The sequence below is a fragment of the Sphingomonas sp. GC_Shp_5 genome, from assembly GCF_026540855.1.
Taxonomy (GTDB): domain Bacteria; phylum Pseudomonadota; class Alphaproteobacteria; order Sphingomonadales; family Sphingomonadaceae; genus Sphingomonas.
The window spans coordinates 79,428-100,400 of sequence record NZ_JALNUP010000013.1 but is presented as its reverse complement, the minus strand read 5'-3'; the positions used below and the strand labels follow the sequence as shown (position 1 = coordinate 100,400).

Here is a 20,973-nt window from a genome sequence, read left to right as displayed (position 1 = left end):
GCGCTGCGATCCCGATTATTCAACGGCGGCGGTGTGAAAGGAGCCCGCTCGTGGCTATCTCCACCCCGCCGATCCAGCGCGGTGCCAGCGGCAGTATCGCGACCGCGAGGAGAATAACGATCTTCCACCTGATCTTTGCGACGCCGTGCCTCTACGTCATCGTCCGCTGGCTGTTGCCGTTGTCCCTACCGCTGTGTAGCAAGGGAGGAATCGCGGTGCTGCTGCTGGCGGCGTCGCAATTCCACTTCTGGAGCCGGCTGTCGTCGGGCTCGGTGTTCGCGCCCGAATTTCCGCGGCCGATCGTGATGCTGGCAAACTGGGCGTTCGGCGCGATGATGCTGCTCGCGCTGCTCCAGATCCTGATCGATCTCGCCACCCTGTCGACGATGCTCATCCATCGCGACACCATCGGGCTGCCCGACGGCGTGCGCTATGCCGCCGCGGCGCTAGCGGCGCTGCTCGCGGCGATCGGCGTGGCCGGCGCGGTCCGCGTGCCGGCGGTGCGGGACGTCGAGGTCGCGATCCCCGGGCTGGCGCCGGCGTTCGACGGCTACCGCCTGCTCCAGCTCACCGATCTCCACATCAGCCGGCTGTTCCCGGCACGCTGGGCGCGCGCCGTCGTCGACCGCGCCGACGCGAGTGACGCCGACCTGATCGTGATCACCGGCGATTTCATCGATGGATCGGTGGCAATGCGCCGCGCGGATGTCGCGCCGCTCGCGGATCTGCGCGCGCCCGACGGCGTCGTCGCGATACCCGGCAACCACGAATATTTCTTCGACTATGCGGCGTGGATGCGGCACCTCGGCGGGCTCGGCATCCGGATGCTGCCCAATGCGCATGCGGTGATCAAGCGCGGCACCGATGAGCTGGTGATCGCCGGCGTCACCGATCTCTCCGCACGCAGCGCCGGCGAGGCCGGCCCCGATCTCGCCGCCGCGCTTGACAGCGCGCCGCCGGGGGCGGCGATCGTGCTGCTCGATCACCAGCCGCGCAACGCGCCCGCCGCCGCCGCACGCGGGGTCGGGCTCCAGCTGTCAGGTCATACCCATGGCGGGCTGATCGTCGGGCTGGACCGGCTGTTCCGTGCCCCCAACGGTGGCTTCGTCTCGGGTCGCTACGCCGTCGGGGCGATGACGCTCTATGTCAGCAACGGCACCGGCTTGTGGCCCGGCTTTGCGCTGCGGCTGGGGCGGCCGCCCGAGATCACGCGGATCACGCTGCGCCGTGCCGCTTGATCAGCGCATCGGCGCTCATGGTATTGGAGCCGCGTCACCGGCGGTCTATCGGCGCCGGGTACGACCGAACGACAGGCTGACGACATGTGGCATTGCTTACTGCTCGATCTCAAGAACGACGCCGCGCTGATCGAGGCGTACCGCCAGTGGCATCGGCCCGGCGCGGTGCCCGCGAAGGTGGTGGCCTCGATCCATGCCAGCGGCGTCGAGGCGATGGAGATCTACCAGCGCGGCGACCGGCTGGTGATGATGATGAAGACCGGGCCGCGCTTCGATCCCGCCGCCAAGGCGGCGGCCGACGCCGCCGATCCCGAGATCGTCGCCTGGGAAACGCTGATGTCGACCATGCAGCAGCCGCTGCCGGGGTCGGCGCCGTCCGACAAGTGGCTCCCCGCCGAGCGCATCTTCGCGCTCGCGGAGCAGCCGCTGCCCGGCGATGCCTAGCCGCTCAGGTCAGCATGCGGTCGAGGTGGGTGTAGCCGCCGTCGGGAACGATCCACTGGCCGGTAGTGTGCGACGAGCGATCCGACAGCAGGAACACCACCGTGTCGGCGATCTCGCGATCGGTGGTCATGCGATGGCCAAGCGGGATGCGCCGGGTGATCTCGGCGAGCTTGGCTTTAGGGTCGGCGAAGCTGTCGATCCAGTTGCGGTATAGCGGGGTCATCACCTCGGCGGGCAGCACGGCGTTGACGCGCACGCCGTCATTCACCAGCGCCGCCGCCCATTCGCGGGTGAGGCCGAGCTGCGCCGCCTTGGCGGCGACGTAACCGCTGGTGCTGCCCTGGCCGGTCAGCGCGGTCTTGGACGAGATGTTGACGATCGCGCCGCGGCTCGCCTTGAGATCGGGGAGGCAATGGTGGGCCATGCCGTAATAATGGCCGAGATTGGCGGTGAGCGAGGCGAGGAACGCCGCGGTGCCTGCCTCGAGCCCAATACCGTCATTGGCGCCGGCGTTGTTGACCAGGCCTTGGATGCCATGGCCCTGCGCGACGATGTCGGCGACTGCGGCGGCGCAGGCGGCATCGTCGCCGAGCTCGACCTGGCGGAACAGCGTGGCAGGCTGGATCGCGCGCAGCTGCGCCTCGAAGGCCGGCGCCAGTGGGCTGCGGCCGAGGATGGCGGGGATGGCGCCTTCTTCGGCGAGCACGGTGGAAATGGCGCCGCCGATCCCCGCGCCACCGCCGGTGACGATCACCAGCTTGCCGTCCAGGTCGAGATTCATGCGATAGGCTCCGAAAGAATATAGGCGCGCATCGCCGTGCCGCCAAACACGGCATCGCGATATGCAGGGCAGGCGCGCTGCACGAAATCCTCGATCAACGCGAGCACGCGAGGATAATCGGCGGCGAGCGTGCACACCGGCCAGTCGGAGCCGAACATCAAGCGTTCGGGGCCGAAGCAGGCGAGCAGGTGATCGAGATAGCGGGCGATATCGTCCGCCGTCCAGGCGACATGATCGGCCTCGGTGACGAGGCCGGAGAGCTTGCAGACGACGCTGGGTCGTTCGGCAATGGCGCGGATCGTGTCAGCCCAGGGCTGCCAGCCGCCGCCGGCGATATCGGGCTTGCCGGCATGGTCGAGCACCAGCGCGCCCTCGCCCACCGCATCGAGGAAGGCCGGCACCTGCGGCAACTGCGGCGCCCGCACCAGGATGTCATAGGCGAGGCCTTCGCCGAGCAGCGTCCGCACCCCGGCCTGGGCGTCAGCGCGCAGCAGCCACTGCGGATCGGGCTCGTCCTGCACCATGTGGCGGATGCCGACCAACGCGGTGCCGCGCCACCGCGCGAGCCGGTCGGCGAGGGTCGGCGCGGTAAGATCGGCCCAACCGACCACGCCCAGCATCCATGGCCGCTCGGCCGCGAGCGCGAGCAGCCAATCGGTCTCGACCTCGTCCTGTTCGGCCTGTACCGCGATACAGCCATCAACAGCGGCGGAGTCGAGCAAGGCTTTGACGTCCTCTGGCATCCGATCGCGGGCCAGCGTGCTGCCCGGCGCGATCCAGCCGTAGCGGGCCGGTGAGTAGCGCCAGAAATGCTGGTGCGCATCTATCCTCTTCATCGCGAAGGCCTCTGCCTCTCTTGCCGTCTTCGATCACCTGTGACATGAAATTTCATATATGCAAAGGGTCAGGCCTGCAGCCCGATCTGACACCCACCGAGCCGAACACGGACGGTAAGCCAGGAGCGGACGTTTGATACCAGGAACCATGCCCGACGCGTCATCGCCATCTGCTGTAACGGCCAAGACACCGCTGATCATGCCGGGCTACCGGCTGGGATTCATGCTGGTCGTCAGCCTGTTCTTCCTGTGGGCGATCGCCGGCAACTTCAACGACATCCTGATCCGCCAATTTCAGAAGGCGCTGGATCTCAACCGCGCGCAGGCCGGGTTGATCCAGTTCGTATTTTACATCGGCTATTTCGTGATGGCGTTGCCCGCGGGGCTGGTGATGCGGCGCTGGGGCTATCGCGCCGGCATCCTGGTGGGGCTGGCGCTCTATGCGATCGGCGCGTTGCTGTTCTGGCCCGCCGCCGAGGTACGCGAATATGGCGCCTTCCTCGGTGCATTGTTCGTGCTCGCGTCGGGCGCGGCATTCCTCGAGACCGCGGCCAACCCCTATATCGTCGCCTTCGGCGATCCGGCGCGCGCGCCGCAGCGGCTCAACCTTGCCCAGGGGTTCAACGGCGTCGGCGCGGTGCTCGCCCCCGCAATCGGCGGCCTGTTCATCTTCTCGGGCGTCGAGCACGACAAGGGGACGCTGGCGGCCATGACGGCAAGCCAGCTCGCCGGTTACCGCCTCGGCGAGGCGCGCATGGTCCAGCTGCCCTATCTGGTGCTCGCCTGTGTCGTCATCGTCATCGGTCTTGCCATCGCCATGGCGCGGCTGCCCGACGTGCAGACCCGCACCGCCGAGCGTCATGACGGACTGCGCCAGGTGCTGCGCACGCCGGGGCTGGTGCCCGCGGTGATCGCGCAATTCTTCTACGTCGGCGCGCAGGTTGGCATCTGGAGCTTCTTTGTCGACTTCGTGAAGGACAGCGTGCCGACCACGCCCGAGCGGACCGCGGCCTATCTGCTCTCGGTCAGCCTGTTCCTGTTCATGGCCGGCCGCTTCATCGGCGCCGGGCTGATGCAGCGAATCGCGGCGACGCGGCTGCTGCTGACCTTCGCCTGCATCAACGTCGCCTTGTGCGCGGTCGCCGCGACCGCATCGGGCTGGGTGGCGGTGGCGGCATTCGGGCTGACCAGCCTGTTCATGTCGATCATGTTCCCGACCATCTTCGCGCTCGGCATCCGCGGCCTTGGCCCGCGCGCCGCGATCGGCTCGTCGCTGATCATCATGTCGATCATCGGCGGGGCGATCGTGCCGCCGCTGATGGGCGTGATCGCCGGCCGCGCCGGTGGCCTCCACGTCGCGCTGCTGCTGCCGCTGATCTGCTTCGCCGCGGTCGCCGCCTTTGCCTTCCGATCCGATCGATCGACCGTGATCACCCAATCCAGAACTGAGGATCTTGTATGAGACTGAACGGCAAGCGCGCGCTGGTGACGGCGGCGGCACAGGGCATCGGCCGGGCGATCGCCGAGGCGTTCGTGGCGGAGGGCGCAACGGTGTTCGCCGCCGATCTCAACGGCGAGCTGCTCGGCCAGCTGCCGTCGGTGACGCCGATCGTGCTCGACGTCACCGATCGCGACGCGGTCGCGGCGCTGCCCGGCAAGATCGGCGGCATCGACATCCTGGTGAACGGGGCAGGGTTCGTCCACGCCGGCGATATCCTCGCCTGCGACGAGGACGCCTTTGTTTTCTCGATGAGCATCAACGTCACCGCGATGTACCGGCTGTGCCGCGCCTTTTTGCCGGGGATGCTCGAGCAGGGGCAGGGCTCGATCGTCAACATCGCCTCGATCGCGTCGAGCGTGAAGGGCATCCCCAACCGCTTCGCTTATGGCACCACCAAGGCCGCGGTGATCGGCATGACCAAGGCGATCGCGGCCGATTACGTGCTGCGCGGCGTGCGCTGCAACGCGATCTGCCCCGGCACGATCGACTCGCCGTCGCTGCGCCAGCGCGTCGCCGAGCAGGCGGCGGCATCGGGCATCGACCTTGCCGACGCCACCGCGGCGTTCGTCGCGCGTCAGCCGGTCGGCCGACTCGGCCGCCCCGAGGAGATCGCGGCACTCGCCGTCTATCTCGCCGCCGACGAGTCCGGCTTCACCACCGGCACCACCCAGGTCATCGACGGCGGCTGGGTCAACTGACCCGCCAGCCGCCCCGCTTCACGCTACAAAGGTCAAGTACATGAAACTTCTGCGTTACGGCCCGCTCGGCCAGGAAAAGCCCGGTATCCTCGACGATGCGGGCTTGATCCGCGACCTTTCGGGGATCGTTCCCGACATTGCCGGCAGCGTGCTCGAGCCCGATGGCCTCGCCGCGCTCGCCGGGATCGATCTCGCCACGCTGCCCGCCGTCGAAGGCAGCCCGCGGATCGGCGCCTGCGTCGGCCAGGTCGGCAAGTTCATCTGCATCGGCCTCAACTATAGCGATCATGCCGCCGAGAGCGGGATGGACGTGCCCAAGGAGCCGGTGATCTTCAACAAGTGGACGAGCGCGATCTGCGGGCCGAACGACGCGGTGGAGATGCCGCGCGACGCCACCAAGCTCGACTGGGAGGTCGAGCTCGGCGTGGTGATCGGCAAGCCCGGCCGCTACATCGACGAGGCCGATGCGATGGACCATGTCGCGGGCTATTGCGTGATCAACGACGTCTCCGAGCGCGCCTTCCAGATGGAACGCGGCGGCACCTGGGACAAGGGCAAGGGCTGCGACACCTTCGGCCCGATCGGGCCGTGGCTGGTGACCGCCGACGAGGCGCCGGCGCATGACAAGATGCACCTGTGGCTCGAGGTGGATGGCAAGCGCTACCAGGACGGCACCACCGCGACCATGGTGTTCGACGTGCCGACGATCATCGCCTATCTCAGCCGGTTCATGAGCCTGCAGGCAGGCGACGTGATCTCCACCGGAACGCCGCCGGGCGTCGGCCTCGGCCAGAAGCCGCCCAAGTTCCTCGCGGTCGGCGAGGTGATGCGGCTCGGGATCGACGGGCTCGGCGAGCAGCGCCAGCAGGTCGTGGAGGCGCGCGCGTGACCCGGATCACCGGCCTGCGCATCCGCGACATCCGCTTCCCGACCAGCCTGTCGCTGGACGGTTCGGATGCGATGAATCCCGATCCCGATTATTCGGCCGCCTATGTGGTGCTCGAGACCGATGCGGCAGGGCTCGAGGGCCATGGCCTGACCTTCACCATCGGCCGCGGCAACGAGATCTGCGTTGCCGCGATCGGCGCGCTGCGGGAACGCGTGATCGGCCTCGACCTCGACTGGATCGCCGCGGACATGGGTCGCTTCTGGCGCCACGTCACCAACGACAGCCAGTTGCGCTGGATCGGGCCCGACAAGGGCGCGATCCATCTTGCCACCGGCGCCGTCGTCAACGCGGTGTGGGATCTGTGGGCCAAGGCGGCGGGCAAGCCGGTGTGGCAGCTGGTCGCGGACATGAGCCCCGAGGAGCTCGTGCGCACCATCGACTTCCGCTACATCACCGACTTCATCACGCCCGAGGAAGCGCTGGCGCTGCTTACCGAGCGCGCGGTCGGCAAGGCGGAGCGGGTCGCGACGCTGAAGGCGGAAGGGTTCCCCTGCTACACGACCTCGGCGGGCTGGCTCGGCTATTCGGACGAGAAACTGTTTCGGCTGGCGCGCGAGGCGGTCGATGCGGGCTTCGACCATATCAAGCTCAAGGTCGGGCGTGACCTGGAAGACGACATCCGTCGCCTCCGCATCGCCCGCGAGGCGATCGGTCCCGACGCCAAGTTGATGATCGACGCCAACCAGATCTGGGAGGTCGGCCAGGCGATCGAATGGGTCAATGCGCTCGCCTTCGCCAAGCCGTGGTTCATCGAGGAGCCGACCAGCCCCGACGACGTGCTCGGCCACGCCGCGATCCGCCGCGGCATCGGTGACGTCAAGGTCGCGACCGGCGAGATGTGCCAGAACCGCATCCTCTTCAAGCAGTTCATGGCCGCCGGCGCGATCGACGTGGTGCAGATCGACGCCTGCCGGCTGGGCGGCGTCAACGAGGTGCTCGCGGTGCTGCTGATGGCGGCCAAGCAGGGCCTGCCGGTGTGCCCGCACGCCGGCGGCGTCGGCCTGTGCGAATATGTCCAGCATCTGTCGATGATCGACTATCTGTGCTTCTCGGGGACGCGCGAGGGCCGAGTGATCGAATATGTCGACCATCTCCACGAGCATTTCATCGATCCGTGCGTGATCAAGGATGCCGCCTATATGCCGCCGACTCGCCCGGGCTATTCGATCGAGATGAAGCCCGGGTCGATCGAACAATATGCGGTGTCGCCCGAAGTGCGCTACTGAACCGCGATGATCGTCTCCTCCACGCTCGACTTCCGCGAGGCGGCGCGGCGGCGGTTGCCGCGCTTCCTGTTCGATTATGCGGATGGCGGCGCCTATGCCGAGCGCACCATGGCGCGCAACGTGTCGGACCTCGCCGACATCGCGCTGCGCCAGCGGGTGCTGCGCGACGTGGCGGAGATCGATCTCGGCACGACCTTGTTCGGGCGGCGGATGGCGATGCCGGTGGGGCTGGGGCCGGTCGGCATCAGCGGCATGTATCACCGCCGCGGCGAGACCCAGGCGGCACGCGCGGCGGCCAAGGCGGGGGTGCCCTTCTGCCTATCGACGGTGTCGATCTGCCCGCTCGCCGAGGTCAAGCGCGCGAGCGGCACCGGCCCCTTGTGGTTCCAGCTCTACGTGATCCGCGATCGCGCCTTCATGCGCGACCTGATCGCGACCGCGAAGGAGCAGGGCGCCGAGGCGCTGGTGTTCACCGTCGACATGCCGGTGCCCGGGGCGCGTTACCGTGACGCGCATTCGGGGATGTCGGGGCCGGGCGCGCCATTCAAGCGGCTGCTCCAGGCGATGGGGCGGCCCGGCTGGGCGTGGGACGTCGGCATCCGTGGCCGGCCGCACCAGCTCGGCAACCTCGAGCCGGTGCTCGGCAGCAAGAGCGGGCTCAACGACTATATGGGCTGGCTCGGCGCCAATTTTGATCCGTCAATCGCCTGGGCTGATCTCGAATGGATCCGCGCCGCCTGGGACGGGCCGCTGATCATCAAGGGCATCCTCGACGTCGAGGATGCGCGCGCCGCGGTCGGCATCGGTGCCGACGGTCTCGTCGTTTCCAACCATGGCGGGCGGCAGCTCGATGGCGTGCTGTCGTCGGCACGCGCGCTGCCGGCGATCGCCGATGCGGTGCGCGACCAGGTGACGGTGCTTGCGGATTCGGGCGTGCGATCGGGGCTCGACGTGGTGCGGATGCTCGCGCTGGGCGCGCACGGCGTGCTGCTGGGGCGCGCCTGGGTCTATGCCCTTGCGGCGCGCGGCGAGGCCGGGATTGACCTGCTGATGACGCTGATCGAGCGCGAAATGCGGGTGGCGATGGCGCTGACCGGCGTGCGCACCATCGCCGAAATCGATCGATCGGTGCTCGTCGCTTAGCCGGGCGGGGCGGTCGCCCCGCTCCTGACGCTCGGCGCCATGTGGTGGCTGATCTCGTCGGCGGCATGGTGCAAGGCATCGCGCGTGTCGGCGAGCGCAACCCGCGCGCCGGGACCATCGACGAACGGCACCGTCAGCGCGGCGATCGCGGCATGGCTGGCGAGGATCGGCGCGGCGAGATCGACAATCCCGGTCAACATCGGGCTGGGCGAGGTCGCGCCGGCGTCGGCGACGATCTGCGCGAGGATCTGCGCCAATGCCGCCTCGTCGATGATCTCGCCCGTTTCGCGGGCATCGGCCAGCATCGCCGCGTGTCGAGCGGCCGGCTGAAAGGCGAGCAACACCTGCCCGGAAGTGGAAAGATGCAGGGGACGCCGGTAGCCGACCCGCACGGCGAAGCCAACCAGCCCCGGCGCCTCGACATTGGTGATCACCACCATCTCCGCGCCCGAGGCGACGGCGAGATGGCAGCTCTGGCCGGTCTTCCAGGCGAGATCGTGCATCACCGGCAAGGCGGTGGAGACGAGGTCGCGCACCGGCGGCTGGCGCATGCCGAGCGCGAACAACCGGTTGGTCAACCGGTAGCCGCTGTCGTCGCGCACGATGTAATGATGCTCTTCGAGCACCTGGAGCATGCGGAAGATCTCGCTGACCGAGCGGCCGAGCGCCGCCGAGATGTCGGACATCGAGATCGCGCCGTCGGCCGATGCCAACAGTTCGAGGATCTCGAGGCCCTTCTTGAGGGCGGGCGCCTGATAGCGAGGCTTGGTTACCATGATCTCCGTTCCGCGGCTCGCGAACCTACGCGAGCCTGCCTCGCATTCAAGCGAAACCGTTTTTTGCGCTGGGCTCTGCCGGCGCTGGGCCTTTCCGCGACTCCGAACGTTGAGCGGGTCTTCCATCAGGAGAGAGCTTATGTTTCGTCATTTCGCTGCCGTGTCCGCCGCTGCCCTGCTCGCGACCGGCGCCGGCGCGCAAAGCCCGCAGGCCGGCTCGCACAATCCGGCGATCAAGAACGGCGCGCCGCACGCGATCGCCGCACCGGCCAAGGGCGCCAATTCCTTCACCGAGAGCCAGGCGCGCGGTCGTTTCGCCAAGGCCGGCTACACCGGCGTCACCAAGCTGACCAAGCACGACGGGCTGTGGCAGGGCACCGCGATGAAGCACGGCAAGCGGGCGACCGTGATGCTCGATTACAAGGGCAACGTCACCGCTCGCTAACACGATAACACCGGTTTCAGGAGAGATACCATGTCACAGACCATCACACGCTTGTTCGACAATTACACCGACGCCGCCAATGCGGTGCGCGAGCTGGAAGCACTCGGCATTGCCCACGACGATCTCAGCATCGTCGCTAACAATGCCGACAAGCATCATGGCGACCATGACGCCGCCGATCACGACAGCGTCAACGACCATGGCGACGTCAGCCGCGGCGTGTCGACCGGTGCGGTGCTCGGCGGCGCCGGCGGCCTGCTCGCGGGCCTAGGCCTGCTCGCGATCCCCGGCCTTGGCCCGATCGTCGCGGCCGGCTGGCTTGCGGCAACCGCCGCCGGTGCCGGCATCGGCGCCGCCGGTGGCGCGGCCACGGGCAGCATCGTCGGCGCGCTGAAGAACGCCGGGACCGACGAGAATGACGCTCATGTCTACGCCGAGGGCGTGCGGCGCGGCGGCTCGCTGGTGAGCGCCAAGGTGCCGGACGATCGCGTCAGCGAGGCCGAAGCCGTGCTTCACCGCAACAAGTCGGTCGATGCGCAGACCCGCGGCCAGGTCTATCGCGAGAGCGGCTGGACGTCGTTCGACGACACCGCACCCGCTTACACCGATGCGCAGGTCCGCGAAGAGCGTTCGCGCTACACCACCGGCGTCTGAGCCTGACGCTGTGTCCTGCGCCCCGTCCCGAGGGCGTGGGACACAGCCAGCCCCGATCACGCCTCCGCGCGCACTCGTGCGATGCGTCGATCGGGGATCAGCCACATCAGGATCACCGCAACATAGGCGCCAAGCGCCAGCCAGCGGCTGACGAAGGCGAGCGGGATGCCGACCCCGTAGAGCAGGATGCTCAGCCAGCCTTTCCAATCGTGGCCGATCGCGCGCGCGACGGCGGAGGTGCGACCGTTGCAGGCGATGATCGCCCGCTCGGTCAGCGTATAGCCGATCGCTGCGAGCCCCAGGACGATTCCGTAGGTGGCGGTGGGCCCTGCCGCAAAGCCGCTGCTGTCGAGCCAGCGGATCACGAACGGCACCAGGCTGAGCCAGAACAGCAGGAACAAATTTGCCCACAATACCCGGCCATCCACCTTCTCGGTCGCGTGGATCAGGTGATGATGGTTGTTCCAGTAGAGCCCGACGTTGATGAAGCTCAGCGCATAAGCGAGCAGCACCGGCATGCTGGCGGAAAGATCCCTGAGACTGCCGCTGGCGGGAACGTGCAGTTCCAGCACCATGATGGTGATGATGATGGCGACAACGCCATCGGTAAAGGCAGCCAGCCTGCCGGTGTCCATGCGATCCTCCTGCTGATGGAGCCTGGTCAGGTCGAGCCGAGGCGGCCGGTCACGGCATCAGGCGCGCGGCATGATGGCAATGATCGCAAGGGTCTTCAACGCCCGCGCAAGCTTGCGGGCGTCCATGCGCCTGACGCCCTGGGCGCGCAGCGCCGCTGCGAGCTGGCGCTCGGTCAGCGGCGCCGACACTTGGTCGAGGAGGGCCAGCGCGGCGTCGCGGACGTCGCCGGGTGCGGCGTGCAGGGCATCTACGGCGTTCATGCGCTCTCCTGACGGATCATCGATCCCGCGTCGATAGCTGCTGGCACCAGGAAGTGACACAGCCTGGCACACCGCCACGCTGTTTTCCATAGCACCATGGAGCTGCCTGTCGCCGACGGCGTGATCTCGACGGCGCCGCGAGAAGATCATCGTTGGAATCGCGGGTCCGCACGGCAGCATGAATTCGGCGAACGCGGCGCCGCCAAGGGAAACAAGCTGGCGCCGAAGGATTGTGCTGAGCGTGCCCATCGCCGGAAGCAACCCCCGATCTGCCACTGCCTGCGGCAGTCGCAGCGTCGCCGGCGCGAGTTTAGCTTTTCCTGGATGACGCCTGATGCCCATGTTGAAAACCGCGACGCTCGACATCGCCTATGTCGATGCCGGGCCGTTGGCCGCATCCGTCGTGCTGCTGCTACATGGCTGGCCCGATGATGCCTCCAGCTGGAATGCGGTCATGCCGCTGCTCCATGCAGCGGGCCTGCGCACGATCGTGCCCACCCTGCGCGGCTTCGGCAAGACCAGGTTCCTGGACGACGACCAGCCGCGCACGGGCAACAGCGCGGTGCTGGCGATGGATGCGATCGCGCTGATGGATGGGCTCGGCATCGAGCGCTTCATGGTCGCGGGGCATGATTGGGGCGCGAACATCGCCGAGGCGCTGGCGGTCGGCTGGCCCGATCGCGTCGAGCGGATGGCGATGCTCAGCACGCCGCCGCGGCTCGGCGGCATGCCGACGCCGCCGTTCGAACAGACGCAGCGGCAATGGTACCATTGGTTCATGGCGACCGGCCGCGGCGCGCAGGCGGTGCGCGACGATCGCAAGGGATTTGCGCATATTCACTGGGTTAATTGGTCGCCGCCGGGTTGGTTCGACGAAGTGACCTTCGAGCGCGTCGCCCGCTCGTTCGACAACCCGGACTGGGTGGACGTGACGCTGCACAGCTATCGCACGCGGTGGGACGAAGCGGCACCGGATCCGAGCAGCCAATGGCTCGAGGACAAGGTCAAGGCGACCAGCACGCTGTCGCTGCCGGCGATCTACATCCAGGGCGACGCCGACGGCGTCAATCCGCCGAGCGCGAGCAGCGATGTCGCCGCCAAGTTCACCGGGCCGTTCGCGCGCATCGTGCTGACCGGCGTCGGCCATTTCGCGCAGCGCGAGCACCCGCGCGCCGTGGCGCGCTACCTCATCGATCTCTTCATCGGCGATCCGACCTTGCTCGCCGACACCACCGACAGGAGCCTGACCATGAAGAAAGCCGCCCCGATCGTTGCCGGTATTGCCGCGCTCGGCCTCGCTGCGGCAGCGGTGGCCGGCGTGGCCCAGGCGCAGGGCCGCAGCGGCAAGCTCACCGAGGTCGCCGCCTTCGATCACCAGGTGACCGGCGTCGCCGTCACCGCGGATGGCCGCCGCTTCGTCAACTTCCCGCGCTGGACTGACGACGCGCCGATCTCGGTCGCCGAGCTGATGAAGGACGGATCGCTGCGTCCCTATCCCAACGCGCAGTGGAACAGCTGGCGCAACGCGCGCGCCAACGAGCTGTCCGTCGCCGACCATTTCGTCTGCGTCCAGTCGATCGTGCCCGACGGCCACGGCCACCTGTGGGTGCTCGATCCGGGCGCACCGGGCAATGAGAAGATCCTGGAAGGCGCGCCCAAGCTGGTGCGGATCGATCTCGCCACCAACCAGGTGAGCAAGGTGATCCCGGTGCCCGGCGACGTGGCGCTGCAAGGCACCTACCTCAACGACATCCGCTTCTCGCCCGATGGCAAGACCGGCTATATCACCGACAGCGGCACGCGCGGTGCGATCATCGTCGTCGATCTCGACAGCGGCAGGAGCTTCCGCGCGCTCGATGGCCATCCGTCTACCCAGGTCGACAAGACGGTGACGGTGACGCTCGATGGCAAGCCGCTGGTCCGCCCCGATGGCCGCCAGCCGGCGTTCGCCGCCGACGGCATCGCCATCGCCAACGATGGTTCGACGCTCTATTATCAGGCGCTGACCGGCAAGACGCTCTACGCGATCGACACCGCCAAGCTGCGCCCCGAGGTGAGCGAGGCCGATCGCGCCGCGGCGGTGAAGATCGTGGCGCGGACCCATGTCGCAGACGGCCTGTGGATGAGCCGGGCGGGGACGCTTTACCTCACCTCGCCGTCGGATTACGCGATCAAGCGACTGAACGGCGCCACCGTGGAGACGGTGCTGACCGACCGTCGCCTGCGCTGGCCCGATACCTTCTCGGAAGGGAGCGACGGGACGATCTACGTTACCGCCAGCCACATCCAGGATACCAACTGGTTCACCCCCGGTGCGCCGGCGTCGATCCGCACGCAGCTGTTTTCCTTCACGCCGCCGAAGTAATCGCGCGGCTGGGTCTATGAGGCAGGGCGGGGATCGCCATAGAGGATCCCGCGGCCGTCGGTGCCGATATAGACCCGGCCGAACCGGCGCGGATCCCCGGAGATGACGCGGAAGCGCAGGCCCCATTGGTGCGCGTCGTCGTTGATCCGCTGCCAGGTGGCGCCGCCATCGAGCGAGCGCCACACCGCCTCCACTCCCTGACGCCGGCCGATCGCGAACACTGTCGGCCAGGGACTGCCGGGCGCCGCCTTGCCGAGCCCGTAGTAGGCGATCTCGAGCGGCCCCGGCGTTGCGCTCCACCGCGCACCAAAATCGGCCGAGCGGTACAGGCGACCACCGACGTTGAGCCATAGCATCCCGGCGTGGCCAGGCGTCGCCATCAGCGGGTTCTGCGCCTCGCGCCAGACGACCCGCGCACGCGCGAGGTCGGCCGGCAGGCCGGTGGTGGCGACGGGATGGAAGTGCAGCCCGCCGTCGTCGCTGCGGACGAGGCGGTTGGCGGCAAAATCGAGCGCGTAGAAGCGATGCGGATCGACCTTGTCGGCGGCGACGCGGGTGCGCGACGGCAGGCCCGTGACCGCGAGCCAATGCGCACCGTGATCGCGGCTCAGCGCCGGCGCGTCGAACTCGGCGAGGAAGGCGCCGCCGTCGGCGGCGACGGTGATGGCGGCGTCGCCGGTCTGCTCGGGCAGCGGCGAACCGTCCGCGTGTGGCGCAGCTGGGGGTGCGGCGAGCGGCGTCCAGCTCTCGCCGCCGTCGTGTGACCAGGCGAGCGACGGTCCGGGCACGATGCGGGTGTGGGTGCTGCCGCTGCGCACCATGATCGCTGGGGCGGTGCCGGCATAATCGAGCGTGTTGGAGTTGGTGAGATACGGCCCGAGATGGACGTGCGCGGGCGAGATCGCGAGATCGTCGTGGCGGAAGCCACCGATGTCGCCGAACCCCGAGACCAAGGGGGCGCCGCCGGTCGGGCTGGTGAGGGTGATGATCGCGGTCTGCTCGATGCCGCGGGTCCAGGGGGTCCAGCGCATCGTGCCGGGGGCGGCGAAACCCTCGGTGGCATACATGGTCGCGCCGGTGACATAGGCGGCATGGCCGGCGTCGAACGGATCGATCGCCAGCCCGGCGATCCAATGGCCGAAGTTCGCCTTGCCATCGAGATCGAGGAACGGCGTCGCCGAGACGTCGCGGATGCTGCGGCGCTGCAGTTCGTCCCAGTGGCGGCCGCCGTCGGCGGAGCGCCAGACGGTGTCGATCGGCTTGTAACGGTTGACCGTGCTGACCGCGATCACCTGCGGATCCTGGCGCGAGACCGCGACACCGAAGAAGCCGCCGGGCACCTCGCCCGGGCTGCGTGGCGGCGTTACGTCGGTGGCGTGGGCCGTGGCGGGATCGTAGCGCCACACCGCGCCGTCAGTGACGCCATTGGGGCCGATCGCGTCGGCGTAGCTGATCGTGACGATGCCATCGCTGCCGATCGCCGCCTTGGTGGGCAACAGCCCGGCCGGTGCGGCGTCGATCGCGGTCCAGCTCGCGCCGCCATCGTCCGAGCGGAACAGGTGGCGCGGCCCCGGATCGGCGCTGCCGACGTACATCCGGCCGCGCTGCTGCGGATCGAACAGCACGAACGACAGGCCGCCATGCGTGGTGCGGCGCGCGCGCGGCAGGCCGAGGCCGGGCAGGGGAAAGCCCGCCACCTTGGCCCAGCGCCGGCCGGAATCGTCGCTGCGCCACAGCCCGTCATGGCGCGAGCCGAAGAACAGGGTTGCAGGGCGATGCGGATCGATCGCGAGCCGCTCGCCCATGCCGCGGCCGTCTTCGTTGCCGCCCATCGCGAACGGCACCCTGGTGATCGTCCAATGCGCGCCGCGATCCGCCGAGCGGAAGATTGCGGCGGGGGCGGTGGCGCCCATGCCGGCTGCGAGATAGACGATGTCGGCGTCGACCCGATCGGGCGCGATGCTCTCGATGCCCATGTAGCTGCCGACCGCCGTGCCATCGAGCAGTTGATGCCATTGCCGGTCCCGCGCGTCCCAGCGATACGCCCCGCCCATGTCGGTGCGCAGATAGGCCAGGCCGCGCTCGACCGGGCTGAACACGATCCCCGGGGCAAAGCCGCCGCCGCCGACCGCGACGTTCTGCCACTCATAGGGAACAGTGGCCGGGGTGGAGGCCCGGCCGGCCATGCCGAGCGGCGCCAGCAGCGACATGGTGGCAGCAGCTGCCCAGCGCTTGATCATTCCCGGCCTCTCCGCCTTCGCCCAGGCGTTCGTCGCCGAGCGTTCGATGCGGCTGGGGTATCGCTAACAGCGGCGCCTTGGCAAGCCGACAGTTGCGCCTCGATCAACGCGTGATGGTTGGCGTCGGCAGCAGGTTGCCGATGGTCACCGATCTGCCTATTCTCTCCCGGATAGCGCTAACAAAGCCAGCAAGGCGATAACGGCAGGCGCGGGAGAGGACGGCTGATGATGACCCTGGCTTCGAGGATGATGGCGCGGCTTGCGCTCGGCTGCATGGCGCTGTCGCCGAGCCTGGCCGCGGCCGCCGCGCCCACCCACGCGATCACGATCGACGTGCATGCGCCGACCACGCCGCGCAGCGCGACGGCGATGATGTCGATCGGCTCCGACTTCCCGGGGACGCTGATCCGCGACGACAGCCTCGCCCAATTGCGCACCGTCCAGCAGGAGCTGGGCTTCCGCTACATCCGCTTCCACAACATCTTCGCCGACCAGCTCGGCACCTATCGCGAGGTCGGCGGCAAGCCGGTCTACGACTGGCGCAAGGTCGATTACCTCTACGACCAGCTGCTGCGCATGAAGATCAAGCCGTTCGTCGAGCTCGGCTTCACCCCCGATGCGATGAAGACCTCCGACCAGACCATCTTCTACTGGAAGGGCAACACCTCGCATCCCCAGCCGCAGAAATGGACGGCGCTGGTGGACGCGTTCGTCCGCCATCTCGTCGCGCGCTATGGTGCGGCTGAGGTGCGCAGCTGGTATTTCGAGGTGTGGAACGAGCCCAATCTCGCCGGCTTCTGGGAAGGCGCCGATCAGCAGGCCTATTTCGACCTCTATGGCCGCAGCGCCCGGGCGATCAAGGCGATCGATCCCGCGCTGCGGGTCGGCGGGCCCTCCACCGCAGGCGCCGCCTGGGTGCCAGAGCTGCTCGCCTATGCGACCGCGCACAAGTTCCCGGTCGATTTCATCTCCACCCACACCTATGGCGTCGAGGGCGGCTTCCTCGACGAGAAGGGCGAGGGCGACAACAAGCTGTCGCGCAACCCCGATGCGGTGATCCAGGACGTGCGCAAGGTGCGCGCGCAGATCGATGCCTCCGGCCGGCGCGGGCTGCCGCTGTTCTTCACCGAATGGAGCACGAGCTACAATCCGCGCGATCCGATCCACGATGATTACCTCGGCGCCGCCTACATCCTCGCCAAGCTCAAGAGCACCGAGCGCCTCGCGCAGGGCATGAGCTATTGGACGTTCAGCGACCTGTTCGAGGAGCCGGGCCCGCAAGCCCGGCCGTTCGAGGGCGGCTTCGGGCTGATGACGCCGCAGGGCATCCGCAAGCCCGCATGGTTCGCCTATAAGTATCTCCATGACCTCGGCGACCGCGAACTGCCGACCGGCGACGCGCAGAGCATCGCCACGATCAAGGGCGGCGCCGTGCAGCTTCTCGCCTGGCGCGAGGCGCTGCCCGAGCAACCGGTGAGCAACCGGCCGTTCTTCACCAAGGTGCGTGCGCCCGGCGAAGCCGCGCCGCTGGACCTGAACGTGACCGGCATGAAGCCCGGCCGCTACCAGGCCCGCATCCGTCGCACTGGCTTCCGGCACAATGATGCGTATACGGCCTATCTCGAGATGGGGCGGCCGGCGACGTTGACGCCGGCACAGGTGCAGCAACTGGCGTCGTTGACGACGGATGCGCCGGAGACGCGCGCGGTGAGCGTCGGCGCCGATGGCAGGCTCAGCCTCTCGCTGCCGATGCACGAACAGGATGTGGTGATGATCGATCTCGCACCACGCTGATCGGAGCGGCGCCTGCGACCCGCGGACGGCGGTTGATCAGATCAGGAAACCGGTGTCATCATCGCTTCCACAAGCCGTGGAGGAGCAGGAATGACCGAGGTGAACAGGCGTGATGCGTTCGGGTTGGCACTGGCAGGGGGCGCCGGACTGCTGGGATCGCCAGCAGCGGCACGGTCAGATGCGGCGACGCCCTGCGCCGCGCCGTTCGACGATCAATGGCGTCGCGGCTTCAATGGCCAGCGCGTCGCCGATCTCGGCGACGGCCGCTTCCTCAACCCGCTGATCGGCGGCGATCGGCCCGATCCTGCCATCCTCAAGGACGGTGCCGACTATTACATGACCTTCTCGAGCTTCGACAGCTATCCCGGGCTGACGATCTGGCACAGCCGCGATCTGGTCAACTGGCGGCCGCGCTCGGCCGCGCTCACCCGCAACATCGGCTCGGTATGGGCGGTGAGCCTCGCCAAGCATGCAAACCGCTACTTCCTCTATATCCCGGTCAAGGCCGAACCCAACGACATTTACGTCATCACCGCCGCTCACATCGACGGCCCCTGGTCCGATCCCGTCTCGCTCGGGCTGCACGACCACATCGATCCCTGCCACGCGGTGGGAGAGGACGGCTCGCGCTGGCTGTTCCTGTCCGGCGGCGATCGCATCCGCCTCGCCGACGACGGGCTGTCGACAGTGGGCGCGGTCGAGCATGTCTATGATCCGTGGCGCTATCCCGACGAATGGGACGTCGAGGGATTCAGCCCGGAGGGCCCCAAGATCCAGCGCCATGGCGACTGGTTCTACATGATCACCGCGGTCGGCGGCACGGCGGGGCCACCGACCGGGCATATGGTGATCGTCGCCCGGTCGCGATCGATCCACGGTCCCTGGGTCAACGACCCGGCCAACCCGCTGGTGCGCACCGTCTCGGACGACGAAAAATGGTGGTCGCGCGGCCATGCCAGCCTGGTCGAGGCGCCGGATGGCAGCTGGTGGTCGGTCTATCATGGTTTCGAACACGGCTATTGGACCTTGGGAAGGCAGGTATTGCTCGATCCGATCCGCTGGACCGCCGATGGCTGGTTCCGGATGACCGGCGGCGATCTGTCGCGGCCGCTATCCAAGCCCAAGGGCGGGCAGGAGGGGCCGCACGGACAGCCGCTCTCGGATGCGTTCGCCGGTCCGCTGGCGCTCGGTGCCAAATGGAATTTCTTCCGCCCTGGTGCCAACGAGCGCGCACGTGTTCGCGTCGAGCAGGATGCGCTGATCCTCAAGGCGAGCGGCACGGCGCCGAGCGATTCTTCGCCGCTGCTGCTGATCGCCGGCGACCAGGCCTATGAGTTTCAGTGCGACATTGAGATCGCCCCGGGTGGCACCGCCGGGCTGGTGCTGTTCTACGACGACAAGCTCTATTGCGGTCTCGGCTTCGACGAGCATCGCTTCGTGACGCATCAATATGGCATCGAGCGGGGCCGGCCGGCGCATGACCACGGCCGGCGCATGACCGTGCGCATCGCCAACAAGCGGCACATCGTCGCCATCCACACCTCCGCCGACCATGGCGCGACATGGCAGCGTTTCGATCGCGGCATGGAGGTGTCGGGCTATCACCACAACGTCCGCGGTGGCTTCCTGATGCTGCGCCCGGGGCTCTATGCGGCAGGCGCCGGCGAGGCGCGGTTCCGGGATTTCCGGTTCAAGGCGCTGTGAGTAATGCCCCGGCGGGATCGGCGGTCAACAGCCGCCAGCCCTGCGGCAGATAGTCTGTCGACATGTAGAAGTAGAAGGCGCAGCTGCCGTCCGAGCGGTAGCTTGCGCCCTTGAGGATGCCATATGCGGTGGTGCCGAGGAACACCGGGCTGCCGCTGTCGCCGCCCTTGCAGGTCGGCCCGGCGACGCTGGTCCAGGTCGGCAGGCAGGCGCCGCCGCACAGGTCGCCGGCGGGGGCGAAATCGGTGAGTTCCACCTCCGAACAGCTGTAGCCGGTGCGCTCGCCGCGATGGCAGACGACGTCGCCAGCGCGCATCCCGGCGCGGGGACGCGCACCCGTGACGGGGCGACTGACCGAGCGGCGGGTGTCGGCGAAGAACACCGGCGCCAGCGGCTGGGGACTGGCGTTGATCTGCACATCCTGGTTGCCCCAGCCCCATTGGCCAACGAAGGGCAGCGGGATGGCGACTCCGTCGGCATCGCGGACGCTCAGCGCATCCGGGCAATGCGCCGCCGTCGCCAGCCCGGTGCGGACCTCGTCGGTGACGACGAAGCCGGCGGTGCACAGATATTGCCGTGGGTCGCCGGCGATGCTGCCGACCATGCGGGTGCCGCCCTCGACCCCCGCGGCATCGAGCGCGGGCTGGTCGACGACGCGCAGCCGCACCGGCACCTGGGTGAGCGCCTCAAGCCGATCGCGCAGCCCGTCGCTGCCCTCGCGCGCGACGTCGCGCACGGATACCACCGCGACGAGCTCGCCGGTGCGCTGATCGACGCCGAGGCCGGGGGGCGAGAGCAGGCTAGCGCGGATCTGCGCCTGATAGGCGGTGATCGCCTGGATCAGCCCGGTGTGGCTGGTGCGCGCGCCGGTGATGTAGGTCACGCTCACCGGCTCGCCCGCGAGGTCCAGCGTGTTGTTTGCCACCGGAGCGTCGCCGGTCAGGCGGACGACGATCGCGAACGTGGGGTTGTGCTCGATCGTGATGCCGGCCAGCCTGCTGCCGAAGCGGTCGGCGATCGCATCGGTGGCGGCGACGCTCGCCTGTTGCAGGCGCAACTGCCGGCCGGCTTCCTCCGGCGTGGTGCCGAGTCGCTCCGCGATCCCGGCGGCATCCTGCGCGAGCGCGTCATCGGCGGATTGTAGCGCCACCGGCGGCGCGATCTGCGCCGACGCCGGCATCGTCCCCGCCAGCGCCAGGGCCACACCGATCAATCCGCGCCAGAGAAGCTGCCCCACGGCTTGCAGCTCTAGGCGCAGCAAGCTGGCCGCGGGCTGAACGACG

At 68.3% G+C, this 20,973-nt stretch carries 19 protein-coding genes; 12 read left to right on the top strand and 7 right to left on the bottom strand.

What is annotated here, in order from left to right; genetic code table 11:
* Positions 1 to 50 precede the first annotated feature (50 nt).
* Both OXR60_RS12000 and OXR60_RS11995 read left to right on the top strand, forming a co-directional pair.
* On the top strand, positions 51 to 1,238 hold the full coding sequence (locus tag OXR60_RS12000) for a metallophosphoesterase (protein WP_267396143.1): 1,188 nt from the start codon (positions 51 to 53) through the stop codon (positions 1,236 to 1,238).
* A gap of 84 nt (positions 1,239 to 1,322) precedes the next feature.
* A complete protein-coding gene (locus OXR60_RS11995; RefSeq protein ID WP_267396142.1) occupies positions 1,323 to 1,682 on the top strand; it encodes an L-rhamnose mutarotase in 360 nt (119 codons plus the stop codon).
* A 4-nt stretch (positions 1,683 to 1,686) separates the two neighbouring features.
* Here the strand turns inward: OXR60_RS11995 and OXR60_RS11990 are convergent, their stop codons facing one another.
* Positions 1,687 to 2,463: an SDR family oxidoreductase gene (locus tag OXR60_RS11990; RefSeq protein WP_267396141.1), complete on the bottom strand. Its 777-nt coding sequence runs from the start codon at positions 2,461 to 2,463 to the stop codon at positions 1,687 to 1,689.
* Positions 2,460 to 3,299 (bottom strand): amidohydrolase family protein, encoded by an 840-nt coding sequence (locus OXR60_RS11985; RefSeq protein ID WP_267396140.1) that lies wholly within the window; start codon positions 3,297 to 3,299, stop codon positions 2,460 to 2,462. The genes OXR60_RS11990 and OXR60_RS11985 overlap by 4 nt, the downstream gene beginning before the upstream one ends.
* A gap of 148 nt (positions 3,300 to 3,447) precedes the next feature.
* Here OXR60_RS11985 and fucP point away from each other — a divergent pair, with 148 nt between their 5' ends.
* The 5 genes from fucP to lldD are packed head-to-tail and all read left to right on the top strand — an operon-like array spanning position 3,448 to position 8,816.
* Positions 3,448 to 4,761, top strand: coding sequence for an L-fucose:H+ symporter permease (gene fucP, locus OXR60_RS11980; RefSeq protein ID WP_267396139.1), 1,314 nt, complete (start codon positions 3,448 to 3,450; stop codon positions 4,759 to 4,761).
* Positions 4,758 to 5,498 (top strand): SDR family oxidoreductase, encoded by a 741-nt coding sequence (locus tag OXR60_RS11975; protein ID WP_267396138.1) that lies wholly within the window; start codon positions 4,758 to 4,760, stop codon positions 5,496 to 5,498. Before fucP ends, OXR60_RS11975 begins: the two co-directional genes overlap by 4 nt.
* A gap of 40 nt (positions 5,499 to 5,538) precedes the next feature.
* A complete protein-coding gene (locus OXR60_RS11970) occupies positions 5,539 to 6,387 on the top strand; it encodes a fumarylacetoacetate hydrolase family protein (RefSeq protein WP_267396137.1) in 849 nt (282 codons plus the stop codon).
* Positions 6,384 to 7,673, top strand: a complete 1,290-nt coding sequence (locus OXR60_RS11965; RefSeq protein WP_267396136.1) for an L-fuconate dehydratase — start codon at positions 6,384 to 6,386, stop codon at positions 7,671 to 7,673. Before OXR60_RS11970 ends, OXR60_RS11965 begins: the two co-directional genes overlap by 4 nt.
* Positions 7,674 to 7,679: 6 nt before the next feature.
* On the top strand, positions 7,680 to 8,816 hold the full coding sequence (lldD, locus tag OXR60_RS11960; protein ID WP_267396135.1) for an FMN-dependent L-lactate dehydrogenase LldD: 1,137 nt from the start codon (positions 7,680 to 7,682) through the stop codon (positions 8,814 to 8,816).
* Here lldD and OXR60_RS11955 read toward each other — a convergent pair.
* Positions 8,813 to 9,592, bottom strand: coding sequence for an IclR family transcriptional regulator (locus OXR60_RS11955; RefSeq protein WP_267396134.1), 780 nt, complete (start codon positions 9,590 to 9,592; stop codon positions 8,813 to 8,815). The two genes, lldD and OXR60_RS11955, sit on opposite strands and share 4 nt — an antisense overlap.
* A 139-nt stretch (positions 9,593 to 9,731) precedes the next feature.
* Between OXR60_RS11955 and OXR60_RS11950 the strand changes: the two genes are divergently transcribed.
* The gene (locus OXR60_RS11950) at positions 9,732 to 10,037 is read left to right on the top strand and encodes a hypothetical protein (protein ID WP_267396133.1); all 306 of its coding nucleotides are present in this window, start codon (positions 9,732 to 9,734) and stop codon (positions 10,035 to 10,037) included.
* A gap of 30 nt (positions 10,038 to 10,067) precedes the next feature.
* The gene (locus tag OXR60_RS11945) at positions 10,068 to 10,691 is read left to right on the top strand and encodes a hypothetical protein (RefSeq protein WP_267396132.1); all 624 of its coding nucleotides are present in this window, start codon (positions 10,068 to 10,070) and stop codon (positions 10,689 to 10,691) included.
* A 56-nt stretch (positions 10,692 to 10,747) separates the two neighbouring features.
* Here OXR60_RS11945 and OXR60_RS11940 read toward each other — a convergent pair whose 3' ends face one another.
* Complete coding sequence (locus tag OXR60_RS11940) at positions 10,748 to 11,326, bottom strand: TMEM175 family protein (protein WP_267396131.1); 579 nt, start codon at positions 11,324 to 11,326, stop codon at positions 10,748 to 10,750.
* A 57-nt stretch (positions 11,327 to 11,383) separates the two neighbouring features.
* Positions 11,384 to 11,953 carry a hypothetical protein gene (locus OXR60_RS11935; RefSeq protein ID WP_267396130.1) on the bottom strand — a complete coding sequence of 190 codons (570 nt, stop codon included), beginning with the start codon at positions 11,951 to 11,953 and terminating at the stop codon, positions 11,384 to 11,386.
* Between OXR60_RS11935 and OXR60_RS11930 the strand changes: the two genes are divergently transcribed.
* Positions 11,922 to 13,952 carry an L-dopachrome tautomerase-related protein gene (locus OXR60_RS11930; protein WP_267396129.1) on the top strand — a complete coding sequence of 677 codons (2,031 nt, stop codon included), beginning with the start codon at positions 11,922 to 11,924 and terminating at the stop codon, positions 13,950 to 13,952. The two genes, OXR60_RS11935 and OXR60_RS11930, sit on opposite strands and share 32 nt — an antisense overlap.
* A gap of 14 nt (positions 13,953 to 13,966) precedes the next feature.
* Here the strand turns inward: OXR60_RS11930 and OXR60_RS11925 are convergent, their stop codons facing one another.
* Positions 13,967 to 16,192, bottom strand: coding sequence for a hypothetical protein (locus tag OXR60_RS11925; RefSeq protein ID WP_267396128.1), 2,226 nt, complete (start codon positions 16,190 to 16,192; stop codon positions 13,967 to 13,969).
* 225 nt (positions 16,193 to 16,417) lie between these two features.
* Between OXR60_RS11925 and OXR60_RS11920 the strand changes: the two genes are divergently transcribed.
* Positions 16,418 to 17,986, top strand: a complete 1,569-nt coding sequence (locus tag OXR60_RS11920) for a beta-xylosidase (RefSeq protein ID WP_346015422.1) — start codon at positions 16,418 to 16,420, stop codon at positions 17,984 to 17,986.
* Positions 17,987 to 18,076: 90 nt separating this feature from the next.
* Complete coding sequence (locus tag OXR60_RS11915; protein WP_267396127.1) at positions 18,077 to 19,690, top strand: family 43 glycosylhydrolase; 1,614 nt, start codon at positions 18,077 to 18,079, stop codon at positions 19,688 to 19,690.
* On the opposite strand, the gene OXR60_RS11910 is transcribed toward OXR60_RS11915, so the two are convergent.
* A complete protein-coding gene (locus OXR60_RS11910; RefSeq protein ID WP_267396126.1) occupies positions 19,677 to 20,927 on the bottom strand; it encodes a hypothetical protein in 1,251 nt (416 codons plus the stop codon). The genes OXR60_RS11915 and OXR60_RS11910 overlap by 14 nt on opposite strands.
* Positions 20,928 to 20,973: the final 46 nt, after the last annotated feature.